This is a genomic window from Pseudomonas sp. LW8, assembly GCF_041956865.1.
Taxonomy (GTDB): domain Bacteria; phylum Pseudomonadota; class Gammaproteobacteria; order Pseudomonadales; family Pseudomonadaceae; genus Aquipseudomonas; species Aquipseudomonas siliginis.
In genome coordinates, this window is record NZ_CP168138.1 from 2,389,043 (window position 1) to 2,404,527 (window position 15,485).

Sequence of the window (15,485 nt, forward strand, 5' to 3'; positions counted from 1 at the left end):
GGGGAGAGGGCTGGGGTGAGGGGGCTGGGTTTCACTGACTCAACGCAATCTGCAGCCTATCCCAAACAACCATTCACCCCGTCACACACCCAACCGGCACTTTCCCCGCAAACGTATCTACCAGACTCGCCACAACCATTTCCCCCATCCGCGTGCGTGTCTGAAGCGTGGCGCTGGCCCGATGCGGTTGCAGCACCACCTGTTCATTACCAAACAACGCTTCCGGCACATTCGGTTCATCGACAAACACATCCAGCCCAGCCCCGGCAATCTCGCCAGCCGCAAGCGCGGCAACCAGAGCCGTCTCATTCACCAGTTTGCCCCGGGCGACGTTGATCAAATAACCGTCCTTGCCCAGCGCTTGCAGCACTTGCGCGTCGATGATCGCTTCGCCCTTGTCCGCCGCGGCGGCGAGGATCAGGGCGTCGCTGTCGCGGGCGAGTTGTTTGAGGTCGGCGACGAAGGTGTGGGGGACGTCGCTCATCGGTTGCAGGTCGGTGTAGCTGATCGGGCAGCCGAAGGCGGCGGCGCGGGTGGCGATGGCGCGGCCGACGCGGCCCATGCCGACGATGCCGATGCGCATGCCGGAGACTTGTCGGGCCAAGGGCAGCGGGGCGAGTGGGGTTGGGCTTTGCGGCCATTGGCCGGAGCGTACGTAGCGGTCGCTGGTGCACAAGCCGCGACAGACCGAGATGAGCAGGCCGATGGCGAGATCGGCGACGTCTTCGGTGAGGGCGCCAATGGTGGCGGTCACGCGGATGCCACGGTCGCGGGCGTAGGCGAGGTCAACGGCATCGGTGCCGACGCCGTTGACCGCGACGACTTCCAGGTTCGGCAGTTGCGCCATCAGCGCCTGGCTGATGCCGGTGTGGCCGCCGGTGATGACGCCGCGAATGTTGGCGCCGTGTTCCTTTATGTAGGCGGGTTTGTCCGCTTGCTGGAAGTAGCGGCGTACGGTGAACAGTTCGTCCAGACGCGCGTTGATTGCCGGGATCAGGATCGGGCTCAGTTGCAGGATTTCTGGCTTCATGGCTACCTCGTTACGCAATAAAAAGGCCGGCTCAACCGCGGCCGGCAAACGGCATGGCGCTGGCCATGACGGTCATGTTCAGGACGTTGGCCGACAGCGGCAGGCCGGCGATGTAGCGCACTGCATCGGCGACGTGTTTGACGTCGACCATCGGCTCGACGGCGATGCTGCCGTTGGCCTGGCGTACGCCTTTGGTCATGCGCACCGACATTTCCGTCAGGGCATTGCCGATGTCGATCTGGCTGCAGGCAATGTTGAATTCGCGGCCGTCCAGCGCCAGGGATTTGGTCAGGCCGAGCACGGCGTGTTTGCTCGCGGTGTAGGCGCTGCTGAAGGGGCGCGGTGTGTGTGCGGAAATCGAGCCGTTGTTGATGATTCGTCCGCCCTGCGGCTGTTGTTTGCGCATCAGCCCAAACGCGCCGCGAGCGCAGAGAAAGACACCGTTGAGGTTGGTGTCGATCACGTTGCGCCATTGCTCGAAGGTCAGCTCGTCCAGCGGCACGGCGGGGGCGTTGACGCCGGCGTTGTTAAAGACCACATCGAGGCGCCCGTAGACCTCGGCAATGGTCGCGAACAGCACGTCGACACTGGCCGGATCACGCACGTCGGTGGGCACCGCCAAGGCTTGATGACCCTGGCTCTGCGCCAGTTCGACCAGCGTTTGCAAGGGCTCGGGCCGGCGACCGGCGAGCACGAGGGTGAAGCCGTCGGCCATCAGGCCCAGCGCCACGGCGCGGCCGATGCCACTGCCGGCGCCGGTCACCAGCGCGACTTTCAAAGAGGTCGTCATATTGTTGTTCTCCTTTTTCTTAATCCGCAGGATCAGGGCCGTGGGCCGACGCGCATTTCCAGGTGGCCGATGCCGTCGATGCCAGCGCTGATCACATCGCCGGGTTGCAGACTGTCAACGCCGGCGGGGCTGCCGGTCATGATCAGGTCGCCGGCGCGCAGGGCCACGGATTGCGAGATGCGCGCGATCACTTCGCTGACCGACCAGATCTGGCTGTCGAGGTTGTCGCGCTGGCGTTCTTCGCCGTTGACGTTCAGCCACAACTCACCCTCGGGATGGCCGCAGCGGCTCACCGGGACAACGGCAGTCATCGGCGCGGCGCCGTCGAACACCTTGGCGCCTTCCCACGGCAAGCCGTTGCTCTTGGCTGCGCGTTGAACATCGCGGCGGGTCAGGTCGAGGCCGGCAGCGTAGCCCCAGACGTAGGCCAGAGCCTGATCTTCAGGGATATGGGCGCCGCCTTCACCGATGGCAACGACCAGTTCGATTTCGTGAACGAAGTCCTCGCACACTGAGGGGAAGGCGACGTCGCCGACGGCATCGACCACGCAGCTTGCCGGTTTCATGAAAAACACCGGCGGCTGGCGCGACTGGCCTTGAGAGTCCGGCCATGGGTAGTTGCGGCCGACACAGAACACCCGGCCGACGGGGAAGCGCTGCTCGGTGCCGAGGACCGGCAAGGTCACGGGCAGATCCGGGGTAAAGACGTATTCGGTCATGTTCATCCTGCGGGTCATCCTGTTTGAAAGGGCAGCGTACGGCGGCTGGCGTCGGCGAAGTTGGACGAAAGCCGCCTGTGTTTGGACAAATCCGGGCTTTTCGCCTCAGCGCACCTTCAGCTCGATGCGGTACAGACGTCCGAGCAACAACGAATAGGAGAGGGTGCCGATCAGCGCCACGCCGCCAATAAACCAGAAGGCATAGGCGAAGGTGCCGGTGGCGTGAACGATGGCGCCGATCACGATCGGTGTGACAATGCCGCCGATATTCGCCGCCAGGCTGGTAATGCCGCCGGTGAGGCCGATCAGCTCTTTCGGCGCCACTTCCGACACCGCCGCCCACGACGAGGACGCGATGCCTTGGGCGAAGAAGGCGATGGTCAGCACGGCGATGCAGATCAGGTTGGAATCGGTGAAATTCACCAGCACGATCGACATGCCCAGCATTGAACCGACCACCAGCGGCAACTTGCGCGCAAACGACATCGAGTAGCCGCGACGGATCAGCAGGTCGGAAACGATGCCGGCCAGCAGAATCCCCACCGTCGCCCCCACGAACGGCAGCACGGCAAAGATCCCGGCCTTGATCATGGTCAGTTTGCGTTCTTCGATCAGGTAGGTCGGGAACCAGGTGAGGAAGAAGTACAGCGCCGAGGTGCTGGCGAATTTGCCGATGCAGATCGCCCAGATCTGCCGATAGCTGAACAGCTCGGCGATCTGCCGCCAGTTGAAACGGGTGCGCTCCTGGCTGCTCTTGACCAGGCCGCCGCCGGTTTCGATGTACTTCAATTCTTCCTGGCTGACTTTTTTGCAGTTCAGCGGATCGCGATACAGGTACAGCCACAGCACACCGAAGACGATGCCGAGTGCGCCGGTGCTGTAGAACACGTGGCGCCAGTCAAAAGTGGTCGCCAGCCACAGCAGCGCGCCGGTGAACAGCGCCGTGCCGAGGTACTGACCGCACACGTAAATGCTGCTGGCCATCCCGCGTTCCCGCGCCGGGAACCACACCGTCACGGCGCGGCTGTTGGCCGGAAAAGCCGGGGCTTCCATGGCGCCGACCGCCAGGCGCAGGCCGAACAGCGAGGCAAATCCCGTGGCGAAACCTTGGCAAACGGTGACGGTCGACCAACTGATCAGCGATACGCCGTAGGTGAAGCGCGAGCCAAACCGATCAGCGATGAAGCCGGCCGGCACCAGTGCCAGCGCATAGGTCCAGGCGAAGGCGGAAAAGATCAGGCCCATTTCGATCTTGTCCAGGCCCAGGTCCTTGGCCATGAACGGCGCGGCAATCGAAATGTTCACCCGGTCGATGTAATTGATGATCGTCGCAATCAGCAGCAACGACAGCATGAACCAGCGCCGCCGGGTAGGCAGACGCTGCGCCGAAACGGCATCGCGTGCGCCGGCTATCACCGGCGGCACCGTGGCACTGGAAGAATGGGAGTTGGACATGCGGAGACCTCGTTATTGTTAGAAGAGTCGAGATTTTTCGAGCAGCCGATGCCGTTGCCCGCAACGTGTGGGGCAAGGCAATCGAACGGGTTGCAGCGCGGTTTTCAGACGTTTAGGAACGTCTTTCTGCGACTGATTTCAAGGGGAGGTCGGGCGGGGCGGCGAGGGGAAATAGCAGGATCATGACGTGCGCACCTTTGATTGTTTTTGAAAGAGGTTGGGCTGCGTTGGTCATTACAGTGGTCGTACAACGGTTCTAAATCAACCGATGGGTTAGAACGTTTTTTCTTGAAAAAAGTGGATTTGGCGAACGTGTCCAAAAAGATAAATACGCTTTGTCTTGAGAATAAAGATCAGGTTTAAAGCATAAATAACTGAAAAATAACGACTATCTCTACTTTTACGATAATGCGGTTTTTGGACAGGCTCATCGTGAGGCTTCTTTCAAAAAAGACAACGTCATCGTATGACTCGTTGCCGCCCACCGCACAACCCTGCAAGATGACGGGCGCCACCTCACTGCCCGGAGGACCTCCCGCCCATGTCTTCACCCAGCCGTATCCCGACCTACGTCATGCAGCAACGCAGCGAATTGACCGATTTCTACATTCGCGACAAAAAGGGTCGGCGCGCCGAAACCGCGCCTCACCGGCATGAGTATTTTCAAATCCAGATCAACCTCGGTGGCGACACCGTGCAGCACATCGGCAGCGTGCAACGGCCGTTCCCGCGCAACACTCTGGCGTTCATCCTGCCGCACCGCGTGCATGTGATTCCGCATCCCGCAGACAGCAATTTCATCGTCATCAATTTTTCCCAGACGTTCCTCTTGCCGCATCTACAGTGCGACCCGATGGATCTGGAAGAGGTGTCAATCCTGCTCGCGCCTGAACTGTCGCCGTTCCGCTTTCAGGAGCATCTGGATTTCATTTTGGGCGATGAGGATTTCGCTCAGGTCTGCGGCCTGATCGAGCAGATGCGCAGCCTTGATGAGAACCGTCAGTTCGGCACACGGGAAATGCTCAAGGGCTTGTTGCTGCAGATGATCGGCAGCGTGTGTTTTCTTTACGCCGAGCCGCTCAAGCGCCTGGCGGAAGAGAATGCCGCCGAGAACAGCCGTCGCGACGCCTTGAGCCGAATGTTCGAGTACTTGCGGAAGAACATCGCCGATCCTGATCTCAACCTGATCAAAGTCGCCGCTGCGACCTATCTGTCACCGACCTACCTGACGCACTGGCTGCGCAAGGAGATCGGCAAGACCTTCACCGAGCTGGTGCTGGAGCGGCGCATGCACGCGGCGCGCAATTTCCTGCTCAACAGCACGCGCTCGGTGGGCGAGGTCGCGCGGCTGTGTGGATTTGCTGATGAGGCCTATTTCTCTCGACGTTTTCGCCAGATTCATGGCCAGCCACCGGGGCAGTTTCGTCGCCGCCAGCTCAATCCGGATACGCCGCAGACACCACTGAATACTTAGAACGGCGCTCAGACCCATTTGAAGCGGGCAGGGAAGCGCGCCACGAAACAGGTGCCTGCCTCGCTGTCGGACGTCACGGTCAAGGTGCCGTTGTGCGCATTGGCAATTTGCCCGGCAATGTACAAGCCCAGCCCCAGCCCTTCGTTGCGCTGACCGGCTTCGGAACGTGAGAACGGTTCAAACAGCAGCGGCATCAGCGCGGGTGGAATCGGCGCGCCCTGGTTGGTCAGCGAAATCACCATCTCATCGCCCTCGGCAAACGCCTTGAGCACGATCGGTTCGGCCGTAGAACCGTGGGTCACGGCGTTGCCCAGCAGATTCGACAACAACTGGCTGATGCGCAACGGGTCGCAATAGACCCCGGTCGGCACCTCAAGCGAATCAATAAAATTCGCCTGCGGGTACGCCACCTGGATTTCTTCCAGGGTCTGGCGCAGCGTCTGCTGCAAGTCATCGACAAGTTTGCGCTGCACCGGGATGCCACTGCCGAGCCGACCCCGGGCGAAGTCGAGGATGTTTTCGATCAGCACGCCCATGCGCACCGAGCTGGTACGGATCGCCGATAGCAGCGTGCGCGAGCGCTTGTCTTCGGCTTTGCTTTGCAGCAGGTCGGCACTCATGCGAATGGCACTGAGTGGCGTGCGCAAGTCATGGCCCAGTACGGCGATGAACTGCTCGCGCAGACGGCCCAATTCGTTGGCATCGGCCAGTGCGGTTTTGGTCGCGTGCAAATGGCCCTGGGTATCCAGGCTCATTGCAATCAGCTGGGCGAAGAGGGTGAGGGTCTTTTCGATGGCCGGGTCGTCGAGGTTCGCCGGAACCGAATCAATGGCGCAGAGTGTGCCGAAAAACTCGCCATTGGCCTTGATGATCGGAATCGAAATGTAGCTTTCCAGACCATAGGTTTTCGGCGTGTGGTGCGTGGAGAAAACCGGGTGCTGGCTGGCATGGCCGAAGATCACCGGCTGATGGTGCTGACGGATCTCATGACAAATCGTCGATTCCAGTACCAGTTCGCCGCCGGGCAACAGGCCGAAGTCTATCGAGTCATCCACGGCGCAAGCGATCCACTTGCTCTCGGTGACCCGCGCTACAGCGGCGAACCGCATGCCGGTCGTATGCTTGACCATGCTCAGGATCACCGGCACAGCGTCGATGCTGCCGATGGCCTGGAGGTCGGAGGAGAAATCTGTCTGGGGCATGGCCGGCGCTTCGCGAAAGTGTCGCCAGAGACTATCGGTAATTGCCGGCCATGCCTAATGAACCTGCAAAAAAGGGCGCCGGGAAAACTCCCGACGCCCTGTGCGGTGCTTGCTGAGCGCTATCGCCTCAGAACTTGTACTTGGCGGTCATCATGTAGCTGCGCGGGGTGCCGTAGTTATCGGTCGAGCCCCAGGTCACGTCGGTGCCGATGGAGGAATAGTACTTGCGGTCAAAGATGTTGTTGGCGTTGACCTGCAGGTCGAGGTGCTTGTTGACCTCGTAACCGGCCATCAGGTCGGTGACCGCGTAGCCGCCCTGTTCGAGGCGATAGCTGCCGCCGTTGGCCAGAGCGATGTCGTTGTACATGCGGCTCTGCCAGTAGACGTTGCCGCCCACGCGCAGTTTTTCCAGCGGGCCTTTGAAGCGGTACACGGTGGAGACCTTGAACAGGTGCTCGGGCATGTCGGTGTCGAATTTCTGGTTATCGTTGGCCGGGTTTTCGTCCTTGATGTAGTGGGCGCGGGTGTAGGTGTAGCCGGCGCCGACTTGCCATTGCTCGGTCAGCGCACCTTGCAGTTCCATGTCCACGCCTTGGGCGCGAACCTTGCCGGAGGTTTCGTAGCAGGTCAGTTCCGGGCAGCCGAGCTGGGTCGCCGCCTGGGTGGCGCGGTTGGTCTGGTCCATCTGGAACACCGCCACGCTGCCGTTCAGCGCGCCGTCGAAATATTCGCCCTTGATACCGACTTCGTAGTTTTCACCGACGATCGGCTCGAGCACTTTGCCGCCGAGGTCCTTCTGGGTTTGCGGGGTGAAGATGTCGGTGTAGCTCGCGTAGACCGAGTGATGGTCGTCGAGTTTGTAGATCAGGCCGGCGTAACGGGTCAGGTTGCGCGTGACCTTGAAGTCACCGTCGGCACTGCGATCGTCGTAGTCATACCAGTCCAGACGACTGCCGAGGATCAGCGTCAGCGGGTCGGCCAGGCTCAAGCGCGTGGTCAGGTAAACCGCGTCCTGGGTGGTGACGTTGCGCGACTTGCCGCTACGGACGAAGTCCGGCTTGGGCGCGGCGATCGGCAGGCCGGTGTCGTAGGGCGCGTATTCCTTGGTGGTGGCGTCGTACACGCGATTGCTGGCGCCGACTACCAATTCGTGGGTGCGGCCGAAGGCTTCGAACGGGCCGCTGGCGAAACCATCAAAGGCGCGTTGCTTGTCGGTGTGGTGCGATTGGTAGGCGGTGGTTTCCAGCGGGCCGTCGTAGCGCGACAGGTACGTGCCGGAGAATTCGCCTTCGGTTGTCGAAGTCGAGCCGCCGAGGTGCAGTTTCCAGTCATTGGCGAAACGGTGTTCGACTTCACCGAACACGGTGTCGACCTGCAGCTTGCGGTTTTCCCAATCGGTGCCCGGGTAGGTGGAGCGGGGCAGGTCGAGGTGGTGGCCGTTTTCGCCGATCGGCAGGCCGCCCCAGAAATAGTTGGTCTGGTCGTTCTGCCGGGAGAAACCGAGGGTCGCGGTGGTGCTGTCACTCAGGTCGGCTTCACCGATGGCGTAGAACAGGCCGTGATCGTTTTCTTCCTTGTCGCGAAAACTGTCCGCGCCCTGATACGACGTCACCACCCGGCCACGCAGGGTGCCGCTGTCGTTCAGCGGGCTGGAGGCATCGACTTCGCCACGGTAGTCATCCCAGCTGCCGGCGGCGCCGGTGAGGGTTACGCGCTGATCGGCGGTTGGACGCTTGCGCACCATGTTGATCGCCGCCGACGGGTTGCCGGCACCGGTCACCAGGCCGGTCGCGCCACGGACGATTTCCACCCGGTCGAACATCGCCAGGTTCGGTTGCACCGCCAGGGTGTACGGCGAATACGAGCTGGGCAGGCCGTCGTACATGATGTTGTCGATGTCGAAACCGCGCGCCTTGTAAGTCTGCCGGCCCGGGCCGCTGGCCTCGCTGAGGAACAGCCCCGGCGTACCGCGCACCACGTCGTTGACGCTGGTCATGTTCTGGTCGTCCATGCGCTGACGAGTGATTACCGTCACCGCCTGCGGCGTTTCGCGCATGGTCAGCGACAGCTTGGTCGCGGTCTGCATCGGGCCGGTGGTGTAGGACTGCGTGTCTTCGGTGGTGCTGCTCATCTGCGTAGCGCCGATTTCGGTCGCTTGCAGTTCCAGCGGGCCATTGGCTGGCGCAGTGGCTGCGGTTTCTTCAGCCAACGCAGGAGCGATGCTGGCCATGCCGATGGCGAGTGCGAGGAGGTTAGGTGAAAGGTTCGAGCGGCGGTGAATGGTGTGAAACGACATCTATCTGCTTCCCCAAGATTTACCCAAACGAAACTAATGCGAGTGAATGTAAGAATTATTCGCATTAGTATGTCGGAAGTTTCCGGGGGAATAAACCCGTACGAGTCAGTTAGTTAATGATTTTTTCACAATTGGATTTGATGGCCTCCGCAGGCAAATGTGGGAGCGGGCCTGCTCGCGAAGGCGGTGTGTCATTCAACAGATGCGTTGTCTGATACGACGCTTTCGCGAGCAGGCACTCCCACAGGGTTATGCGGTTTTTTTGAAATCAGTCCAGATCCTTCGCCTCATGCCGCTCCGGTACCTGACTGTCTTCATCACCCCAGGTGCGATTCACTCGCTGCCCACGGATGACCGCTGGCCGCTTGGCGATTTCTTCCGCCCAGCGCTGCACATGGGTGTACTCGTGCGCGGCGAGAAATTCCGCCGCCGAGTAAACGTTGTTGCGTACCAGTTGCCCGTACCAGGGCCACACGGCAATGTCGGCGATGGTGTAATCGTCGCCGGCCAGATAGGCGTTGTCGGCGAGACGGCGGTTGAGCACATCCAGCTGCCGTTTGGCTTCCATGGTGAAGCGGTTGATCGGATATTCGAGCTTCTCCGGCGCATACGCGTAGAAGTGCCCGAAACCGCCGCCCAGGTACGGCGCCGAGCCCATTTGCCAGAACAGCCAGTTGAGGGTTTCGGTGCGACCGGCCGGATCCTTGGGCAGCAAGGCGCCGAACTTTTCCGCGAGATACAGCAGGATCGAACCGGACTCGAACACCCGGATCGGCGGCTCGACGCTGCGATCCAGCAGCGCCGGGATTTTCGAGTTCGGGTTGACCTCGACAAAACCGCTGGAGAACTGATCGCCCTCGCCAATGCGGATCAGCCACGCATCGTATTCGGCCTCGCTGTGGCCAAGTGCGAGCAACTCTTCGAGCATGATGGTGACCTTGACGCCGTTGGGCGTGGCCAGCGAATACAGCTGCAACGGATGCTTGCCGACCGGCAGTTCCTTGTCGTGGGTCGGCCCGGCGATCGGCCGGTTGATGCTGGCGAAGTGGCCGCCGGACGGGGCTTCGTGTTTCCAGACCTTGGGCGGAACGTAAGACGCATTGCTCATGAAACGGACCTCGTCGATGCTGGGAGAGAACAGGTAGACACCGTAGGGAAAATTTCCGGCGGGTGCCAGCGGTGAGTGCGGTTATTCATATTGAATGATGTAAACCGATCTGCCGCCTTCGCGAGCAGGCTCGCTCCCACAGGGTATGTATTGGACAGAGAAACAGGGTTCACCCGTATTCATTGTGGGAGCGAGCCTGCTCGCGAAAGCGTCGGCAGGGTCGCCGCGCCTAATGGCTCCAATACCGCCCAACGGCACCCCCGACTCCCTGCACCGGATCTGTCTCAGGAAACGCCAGCCCCGCGATCTGCGCCAACTGCGCATCACTCGGCGCGGCCCGGCAAATGTCCGCCTGCTGCCCCGGCGGATAAGCACCCACCACCAGAAGATCCTCACTCGATCCCAGATTGCAGTGCCCGGTTCCGGCCGGCAGCAACAACACATCCCCGGCGCTGACGTCGACGACTTGGCCGTCAGGCCCGCCCAACATCAACCGCGCCTGACCGGCCGCCACGCCAAGCACTTCGTGGCCTTCAGTGTGATAGTGGTGATAGTCATAAATGCCGTAGCGCCATTGCGCCGGCCAGCCATTGGCGCCGAAGGTCTGCTCGAAGCGCGCCGCCGGATCGTCGCCTTCAACGGCAATCGCGCTGCGGTAGATCAGCACTGGCAGACGCGGATTGTTCGGCACCCAGTCATTGCGTTGAAGCAGCAGGGTTTGTACTTCAGTCATGGCCCATCCTCCTTCGATCATTTCTCAATCGACCACAGAGCAGGGCGCACGCCTCAAAAAATCATTGCCGCGCAAACACGGCGCCTAAGTTCATGCCCGGACAATCCAGCGAAACTTCATCGCGCACCGGGCTGTCCAGACCCTTACATGTCCATGCAGCGGTAAATGGCGAGGGTCGAGATGACGATGACAGTAGGTGATTTTCTGGTTGAGCGGCTCAGCGAATGGGGCGTCACGCGGATTTTTGGTTATCCGGGGGATGGCATCAACGGCGTGTTCGGCGCCATGAGCCGGGCCAAAGGCAAGATCGAATTCGTTCAGGCACGGCACGAGGAAATGGCTGCGTTCATGGCCTCGGCCCACGCCAAGTTCACCGGCGAGCTGGGCGTCTGCATCGCCACCTCCGGTCCCGGCGCTTCGCACCTGATCACCGGCCTCTACGATGCGCGCATGGACCACATGCCGGTGCTGGCCATTGTCGGTCAGCAGGCGCGTACGGCGCTGGGCAGTCACTACCAGCAGGAGCTGGATCTGGTGTCGATGTTCAAAGACGTCGCCGGGGCTTTTGTGCAGCAGGCTTCGGCACCATCGCAAGTGCGTCATCTGCTTGATCGCGCCGTGCGTACCGCCGTCGGCGAGCGCCGCGTCACCGCGCTGATTCTGCCCAATGACTTGCAGGATCTGCCTTACGAACAACCGGCGCGCGCCCATGGCACCGCGCATTCCGGCGTCGGATACAGCAAGCCGAAAGTCGTTCCTTATGCAGCCGATCTGCAACGCGCCGCCGAGGTGCTGAACAGCGGCGAGAAAGTCGCGATTCTGGTCGGTGCCGGCGCGCTGGAGGCGACCGATCTGGTCATCGCCGTGGCGGAAAAACTTGGCGCCGGTGTCGCCAAGGCTCTGCTCGGCAAAGCGGCACTCCCCGATGACTTGCAGTGGGTGACCGGCAGCATCGGCCTGCTTGGCACCGAGCCCAGCTACAAGCTGATGAGCGAATGCGACACCTTGCTGATGATCGGTTCGGGCTTCCCGTATTCCGAGTTTCTGCCCAAGGAAGGCCAGGCGCGCGGGGTTCAAATCGATCTGCAGCCGGACATGCTCAGCCTGCGTTATCCGATGGAGGTCAATCTGGTCGGTGATTCAGCGGAAACTCTTGCCGCGTTGCTGCCATTGCTGGAACAGAAAACCTCGAACAAATGGCGCAAGAAGATCGAAGGCTGGCGCAGCAGCTGGGAGAAAACCCTGGAAAAACGCGCCATGGCCAAAGCCGATCCGGTCAACCCGCAACGAGTGGTCTACGAGTTGTCACCGCGCTTGCCTGAGCAGGCAATCATCACCAGCGATTCCGGCTCTTGCGCCAACTGGTTCGCCCGTGACCTGAAAATCCGTCGCGGCATGAAATGCTCGTTGTCCGGTGGTCTGGCCTCGATGGGCGCGGCGGTGCCGTATGCGATCGCGGCGAAATTTGCCTACCCGGAACGCCCGGTCATTGCCCTGGTCGGCGATGGCGCGATGCAGATGAACAACATGGCCGAGCTGATCACCGTCGCCAAATACTGGCGGCAATGGCAGAGCCCGAAATGGATCTGCGCGGTGTTCAACAACGAGGATCTCAACCAGGTTACCTGGGAGCAGCGGGTGATGGAGGGCGATCCGAAGTTCGAAGCGTCGCAGAGCATTCCCGATGTGCCGTATCACCTGTTCGCGATCTCCATTGGCCTCAAGGGCATTTTTGTTGATCGTGAAGAAGAGGTCGCCGCTGCGTGGGAACAGGCACTCGCCTCGGAAGTGCCGGTGCTGATCGAGTTCAAAACCGACCCGAACGTGCCGCCGCTGCCGCCGCACATCAAGCTTGAGCAAGCGAAGAAGTTCGCCACGACACTGCTCAAGGGTGATCCGGATGAAGCCGGGGTGATTGTGCAGACCGCCAAGCAGGTGCTCGGCGCCGTGTTGCCCGGGAAAAAATGACGGTGGGCGCTTGAACGAGCCAGCGATCTTTATCGGTTGCGCCGGCTGGAGTCTCGGCCGCGAGCACTGGCCGGCATTCCCCGCCGAAGGCACGCACCTGCAACGCTACGCCGCGCGCTTCAACTGTGTGGAAATCAACAGCTCGTTCTACCGCCCGCATCGCCGTCAGACCTACGAGCGCTGGGCCGACTCGGTAGCGCCGGACTTTCGCTTCGCCGTGAAAGTGCCGAAGCTCATTACCCATGAACAGCGACTGGCGGACAGCGCGGCCGCGCTCGATGAGTTTCTCGGACAGTGCCAGGGCTTGGGAGATCGACTCGGTTGCCTGCTGGTGCAACTGCCACCGAAACTTGCGTTCGATGCGCCGGTCGCCGAGGCGTTTTTTCGTGCCCTGCGCGAGCGGTTCAAAGGCAGTGTGGTGCTGGAACCGCGACACGAATCGTGGACTGGCGCTGAGGCGATGCTGGTCGATCTGCAAATCGCCCAAGCGGTGGTCGATCCATCGCGGATCAGCAGCGACACCGCGCCGGGTGGCTGGCAAGGCCTGCAGTATTGGCGCCTGCACGGCTCGCCACGGATTTATCACAGCGCTTATGAAGCGGCTTATCTGCAACAGCTTGCTCAGAACCTGCAGCGCGCGAAGGCCGACGGCAGAGACATCTGGTGCATCTTCGACAACACCGCCAGCGGTGCCGCCACCGCCGATGCGCTGGCTTTGAAGGCGTTGATCGAAGGCGGTGAACGCTGAACGACGACGCTCTCGCCACCCACACAAAAGATCCGGCTACAGGTAAACTCCGCGCACTTTTTCAAGGAGTTCACATGAGTTACTACCAGCCGGGCATTCTCGCTACCCCTGTTCCTGCGCAAGCACGTCATCTGTTTTTCGCCCTGGCGTCGGTTGAAGCCTTGCCGCAAGCGATCGACAACCTGCTGATGCTGGTGGATGGCAAGTCGGCGGTGGTTGGCTTTGGTGAGTCGTTGACCAAGGCGCTGAATGTCGAAATCGCTGGCCTGCGCAGCTTCCCGGCGCTGACCGGAGTTGGCGTGAATAACCCGTCGACCCAGCATGCCCTGTGGATCTGGCTGCACGGTGTCGACCGGGGTGAACTGCTCAACCGCTGCAACGCTATCGAAGCCGCGCTGGCCCCGGCCTTGCGTCTGGTCGAGATGCAGGAAGCCTTCCGCCACATGGAGGGCCACGACCTCACCGGTTACGAAGACGGCACGGAAAACCCCCACGATGACGCCGCTGTCGCCGCCGCGCTGCTGAGCAGTGGCGCGGACGGGCTGGTCGGTGGCAGCTTCGCCGCGATCCAGCAGTGGCAGCACGATCTCAAGGGTTTTCACCGCCTCTCTGCTGGGGCCAAGGACGACATCATGGGGCGTCGCTTGAGCGATAACGAAGAAATCGACGACGCGCCGATCTCCGCCCACGTGAAACGCACCGCGCAGGAAAGCTTTGCGCCGGAAGCGTTCGTCGTGCGCCGCTCGATGCCGTGGATCGAAGGCGATCGTGCCGGTTTGATGTTCCTCGCTTTCGGTTTCTCCCTCGATGCCTTCGAAGCGCAGCTGCGCCGTATGAGCGGTCTGGAAGACGGTATTGCCGATGGCTTGTACCAGATCAGCCGGCCAATCACCGGCGGCTACTACTGGTGCCCGCCGCTCAAGGACGGACGCCTTGATCTGCGCGCGTTGCGCATCGGCTGAGGACTGCATATGAACGTGGTGCGCTGGGGCATGATCGGTTGCGGCAGTGTCGCTGAACGCAAGAGCGGGCCGGCCTTTTACAAGGCGCCCGGTTCGGCACTGGTCGCGGTGATGGGCCGACGCCTCGAAGCGGTGACCGACTACGCCGCGCGCCACAGCATCAGCCGCGTTTATACCGACGTCGACGCGCTGATCAACGATCCCGAAGTCGACGCGGTGTACATCGCCACGCCGCCCGACAGCCACCACGCCTACAGCCTGAAAGTCGCCGCTGCCGGCAAGCATTGCTGCGTGGAAAAGCCCATGGCACTCAACGCCGGGCAAAGCCGCGAGATGCAGCAAGCGTTTGCCGCTGCCGGTCTGCACTTGTTCGTCTCCTATTACCGCCGCTCGCTGCCGCGCTTCGCTCAGGTGCGGCAATGGCTGGAGGAGGGGCGCATCGGCGATGTCCGCCATCTGAGCTGGACACTGACCAAAGCGCCGTCGCCGGCTGATCTTGAGGGTCGCGATAATTGGCGCACCGACCCTGCGGTGGCTGGCGGCGGCTACTTTGCCGACCTGGCCAGCCATGGCCTGGACCTGTTCCAGTATCTGCTTGGCGACATCGTTGAAGTCGCCGGTTTCACTGCGCGTCAGGCAGGTTTGTACGCGGCTGAAGATGCGGTCAGCGCCACTTGGCGATTCGCCTCCGGGGCGTTGGGCACGGGCTGCTGGAACTTTGTTGCGGATCGCCGTGAGGATCGCGTCGAGATTATCGGCAGCAAAGGGCGGATCGGTTTTTCGGTGTTTGACGAGCATCCGGTGCAGCTGTTTGCCGATGAGCAGATCAGCCTGGAAATCGCCCATCACGAGCATATCCAGTGGCATCACGTGCTGGGGATGAATGCGCATATTCGTGGTGATTCACAGCATCCCGCCGTGGCCGAGCAAGCCGTCAAGACCGACTGGGTCATGGACCGGATACTCAAACGCTGAATAGCTTACGATCCCCTGTGGGAGC

General features: G+C 61.5%; 13 protein-coding genes. 5 read left to right on the plus strand and 8 right to left on the minus strand.

Going from position 1 to position 15,485, the window contains the following annotated elements; all coding sequences use genetic code 11:
• Positions 1-73: 73 nt before the first annotated feature.
• The 4 genes from AB9L16_RS10765 to AB9L16_RS10780 form a co-directional block, all read right to left on the minus strand.
• On the minus strand, positions 74-1,030 hold the full coding sequence (locus tag AB9L16_RS10765) for a 2-hydroxyacid dehydrogenase (protein ID WP_375123530.1): 957 nt from the start codon (positions 1,028-1,030) through the stop codon (positions 74-76).
• Positions 1,031-1,061: 31 nt separating this feature from the next.
• Complete coding sequence (locus tag AB9L16_RS10770; RefSeq protein ID WP_375123531.1) at positions 1,062-1,820, minus strand: SDR family oxidoreductase; 759 nt, start codon at positions 1,818-1,820, stop codon at positions 1,062-1,064.
• A 32-nt stretch (positions 1,821-1,852) separates the two neighbouring features.
• A complete protein-coding gene (locus AB9L16_RS10775) occupies positions 1,853-2,545 on the minus strand; it encodes a fumarylacetoacetate hydrolase family protein (protein ID WP_095179706.1) in 693 nt (230 codons plus the stop codon).
• 99 nt (positions 2,546-2,644) lie between these two features.
• Entirely contained in the window at positions 2,645-3,994 is a 1,350-nt protein-coding gene (locus AB9L16_RS10780) for an MFS transporter (protein WP_056785134.1), read from the minus strand.
• A 541-nt stretch (positions 3,995-4,535) separates the two neighbouring features.
• Between AB9L16_RS10780 and AB9L16_RS10785 the strand changes: the two genes are divergently transcribed.
• Entirely contained in the window at positions 4,536-5,468 is a 933-nt protein-coding gene (locus AB9L16_RS10785; RefSeq protein ID WP_041478660.1) for an AraC family transcriptional regulator, read from the plus strand.
• A gap of 8 nt (positions 5,469-5,476) precedes the next feature.
• On the opposite strand, the gene AB9L16_RS10790 is transcribed toward AB9L16_RS10785, so the two are convergent.
• The 4 genes from AB9L16_RS10790 to AB9L16_RS10805 form a co-directional block, all read right to left on the minus strand.
• Complete coding sequence (locus AB9L16_RS10790) at positions 5,477-6,670, minus strand: GAF domain-containing sensor histidine kinase (RefSeq protein WP_150742601.1); 1,194 nt, start codon at positions 6,668-6,670, stop codon at positions 5,477-5,479.
• A 127-nt stretch (positions 6,671-6,797) separates the two neighbouring features.
• Positions 6,798-8,966, minus strand: a complete 2,169-nt coding sequence (locus AB9L16_RS10795) for a TonB-dependent siderophore receptor (RefSeq protein ID WP_375123532.1) — start codon at positions 8,964-8,966, stop codon at positions 6,798-6,800.
• A 268-nt stretch (positions 8,967-9,234) separates the two neighbouring features.
• Complete coding sequence (gene yghU, locus AB9L16_RS10800; protein WP_236169021.1) at positions 9,235-10,074, minus strand: glutathione-dependent disulfide-bond oxidoreductase; 840 nt, start codon at positions 10,072-10,074, stop codon at positions 9,235-9,237.
• 229 nt (positions 10,075-10,303) lie between these two features.
• Positions 10,304-10,807 carry a cupin gene (locus AB9L16_RS10805; protein WP_252877977.1) on the minus strand — a complete coding sequence of 168 codons (504 nt, stop codon included), beginning with the start codon at positions 10,805-10,807 and terminating at the stop codon, positions 10,304-10,306.
• Between the two features lie 180 nt (positions 10,808-10,987).
• On the opposite strand from AB9L16_RS10805, the gene AB9L16_RS10810 reads away from it, so the two are divergent.
• The 4 genes from AB9L16_RS10810 (at position 10,988) to AB9L16_RS10825 (ending at position 15,460) form a co-directional block, all read left to right on the plus strand.
• Positions 10,988-12,775, plus strand: a complete 1,788-nt coding sequence (locus tag AB9L16_RS10810) for a thiamine pyrophosphate-requiring protein (RefSeq protein WP_041478664.1) — start codon at positions 10,988-10,990, stop codon at positions 12,773-12,775.
• 10 nt (positions 12,776-12,785) lie between these two features.
• Positions 12,786-13,523, plus strand: a complete 738-nt coding sequence (locus AB9L16_RS10815) for a DUF72 domain-containing protein (protein WP_375123533.1) — start codon at positions 12,786-12,788, stop codon at positions 13,521-13,523.
• Positions 13,524-13,597: 74 nt separating this feature from the next.
• Positions 13,598-14,485: a Dyp-type peroxidase gene (locus AB9L16_RS10820; protein ID WP_310219625.1), complete on the plus strand. Its 888-nt coding sequence runs from the start codon at positions 13,598-13,600 to the stop codon at positions 14,483-14,485.
• A gap of 9 nt (positions 14,486-14,494) precedes the next feature.
• Positions 14,495-15,460: a Gfo/Idh/MocA family oxidoreductase gene (locus tag AB9L16_RS10825; protein ID WP_310219626.1), complete on the plus strand. Its 966-nt coding sequence runs from the start codon at positions 14,495-14,497 to the stop codon at positions 15,458-15,460.
• Positions 15,461-15,485 lie beyond the last annotated feature (25 nt).

Coding starts and splice junctions, on each gene's coding strand:
- AB9L16_RS10820 (WP_310219625.1), top strand. CDS start 13,598: ATGAGTTACTACCAGCCGGGCATTCTCGCTACCCCTGTTCCTGCGCAA.
- AB9L16_RS10810 (WP_041478664.1), top strand. CDS start 10,988: ATGACGATGACAGTAGGTGATTTTCTGGTTGAGCGGCTCAGCGAATGG.
- AB9L16_RS10805 (WP_252877977.1), bottom strand. CDS start 10,807: ATGACTGAAGTACAAACCCTGCTGCTTCAACGCAATGACTGGGTGCCG.
- yghU (WP_236169021.1), bottom strand. CDS start 10,074: ATGAGCAATGCGTCTTACGTTCCGCCCAAGGTCTGGAAACACGAAGCC.
- AB9L16_RS10780 (WP_056785134.1), bottom strand. CDS start 3,994: ATGTCCAACTCCCATTCTTCCAGTGCCACGGTGCCGCCGGTGATAGCC.
- AB9L16_RS10770 (WP_375123531.1), bottom strand. CDS start 1,820: ATGACGACCTCTTTGAAAGTCGCGCTGGTGACCGGCGCCGGCAGTGGC.
- AB9L16_RS10795 (WP_375123532.1), bottom strand. CDS start 8,966: ATGTCGTTTCACACCATTCACCGCCGCTCGAACCTTTCACCTAACCTC.
- AB9L16_RS10775 (WP_095179706.1), bottom strand. CDS start 2,545: ATGAACATGACCGAATACGTCTTTACCCCGGATCTGCCCGTGACCTTG.
- AB9L16_RS10790 (WP_150742601.1), bottom strand. CDS start 6,670: ATGCCCCAGACAGATTTCTCCTCCGACCTCCAGGCCATCGGCAGCATC.
- AB9L16_RS10825 (WP_310219626.1), top strand. CDS start 14,495: ATGAACGTGGTGCGCTGGGGCATGATCGGTTGCGGCAGTGTCGCTGAA.
- AB9L16_RS10765 (WP_375123530.1), bottom strand. CDS start 1,030: ATGAAGCCAGAAATCCTGCAACTGAGCCCGATCCTGATCCCGGCAATC.
- AB9L16_RS10785 (WP_041478660.1), top strand. CDS start 4,536: ATGTCTTCACCCAGCCGTATCCCGACCTACGTCATGCAGCAACGCAGC.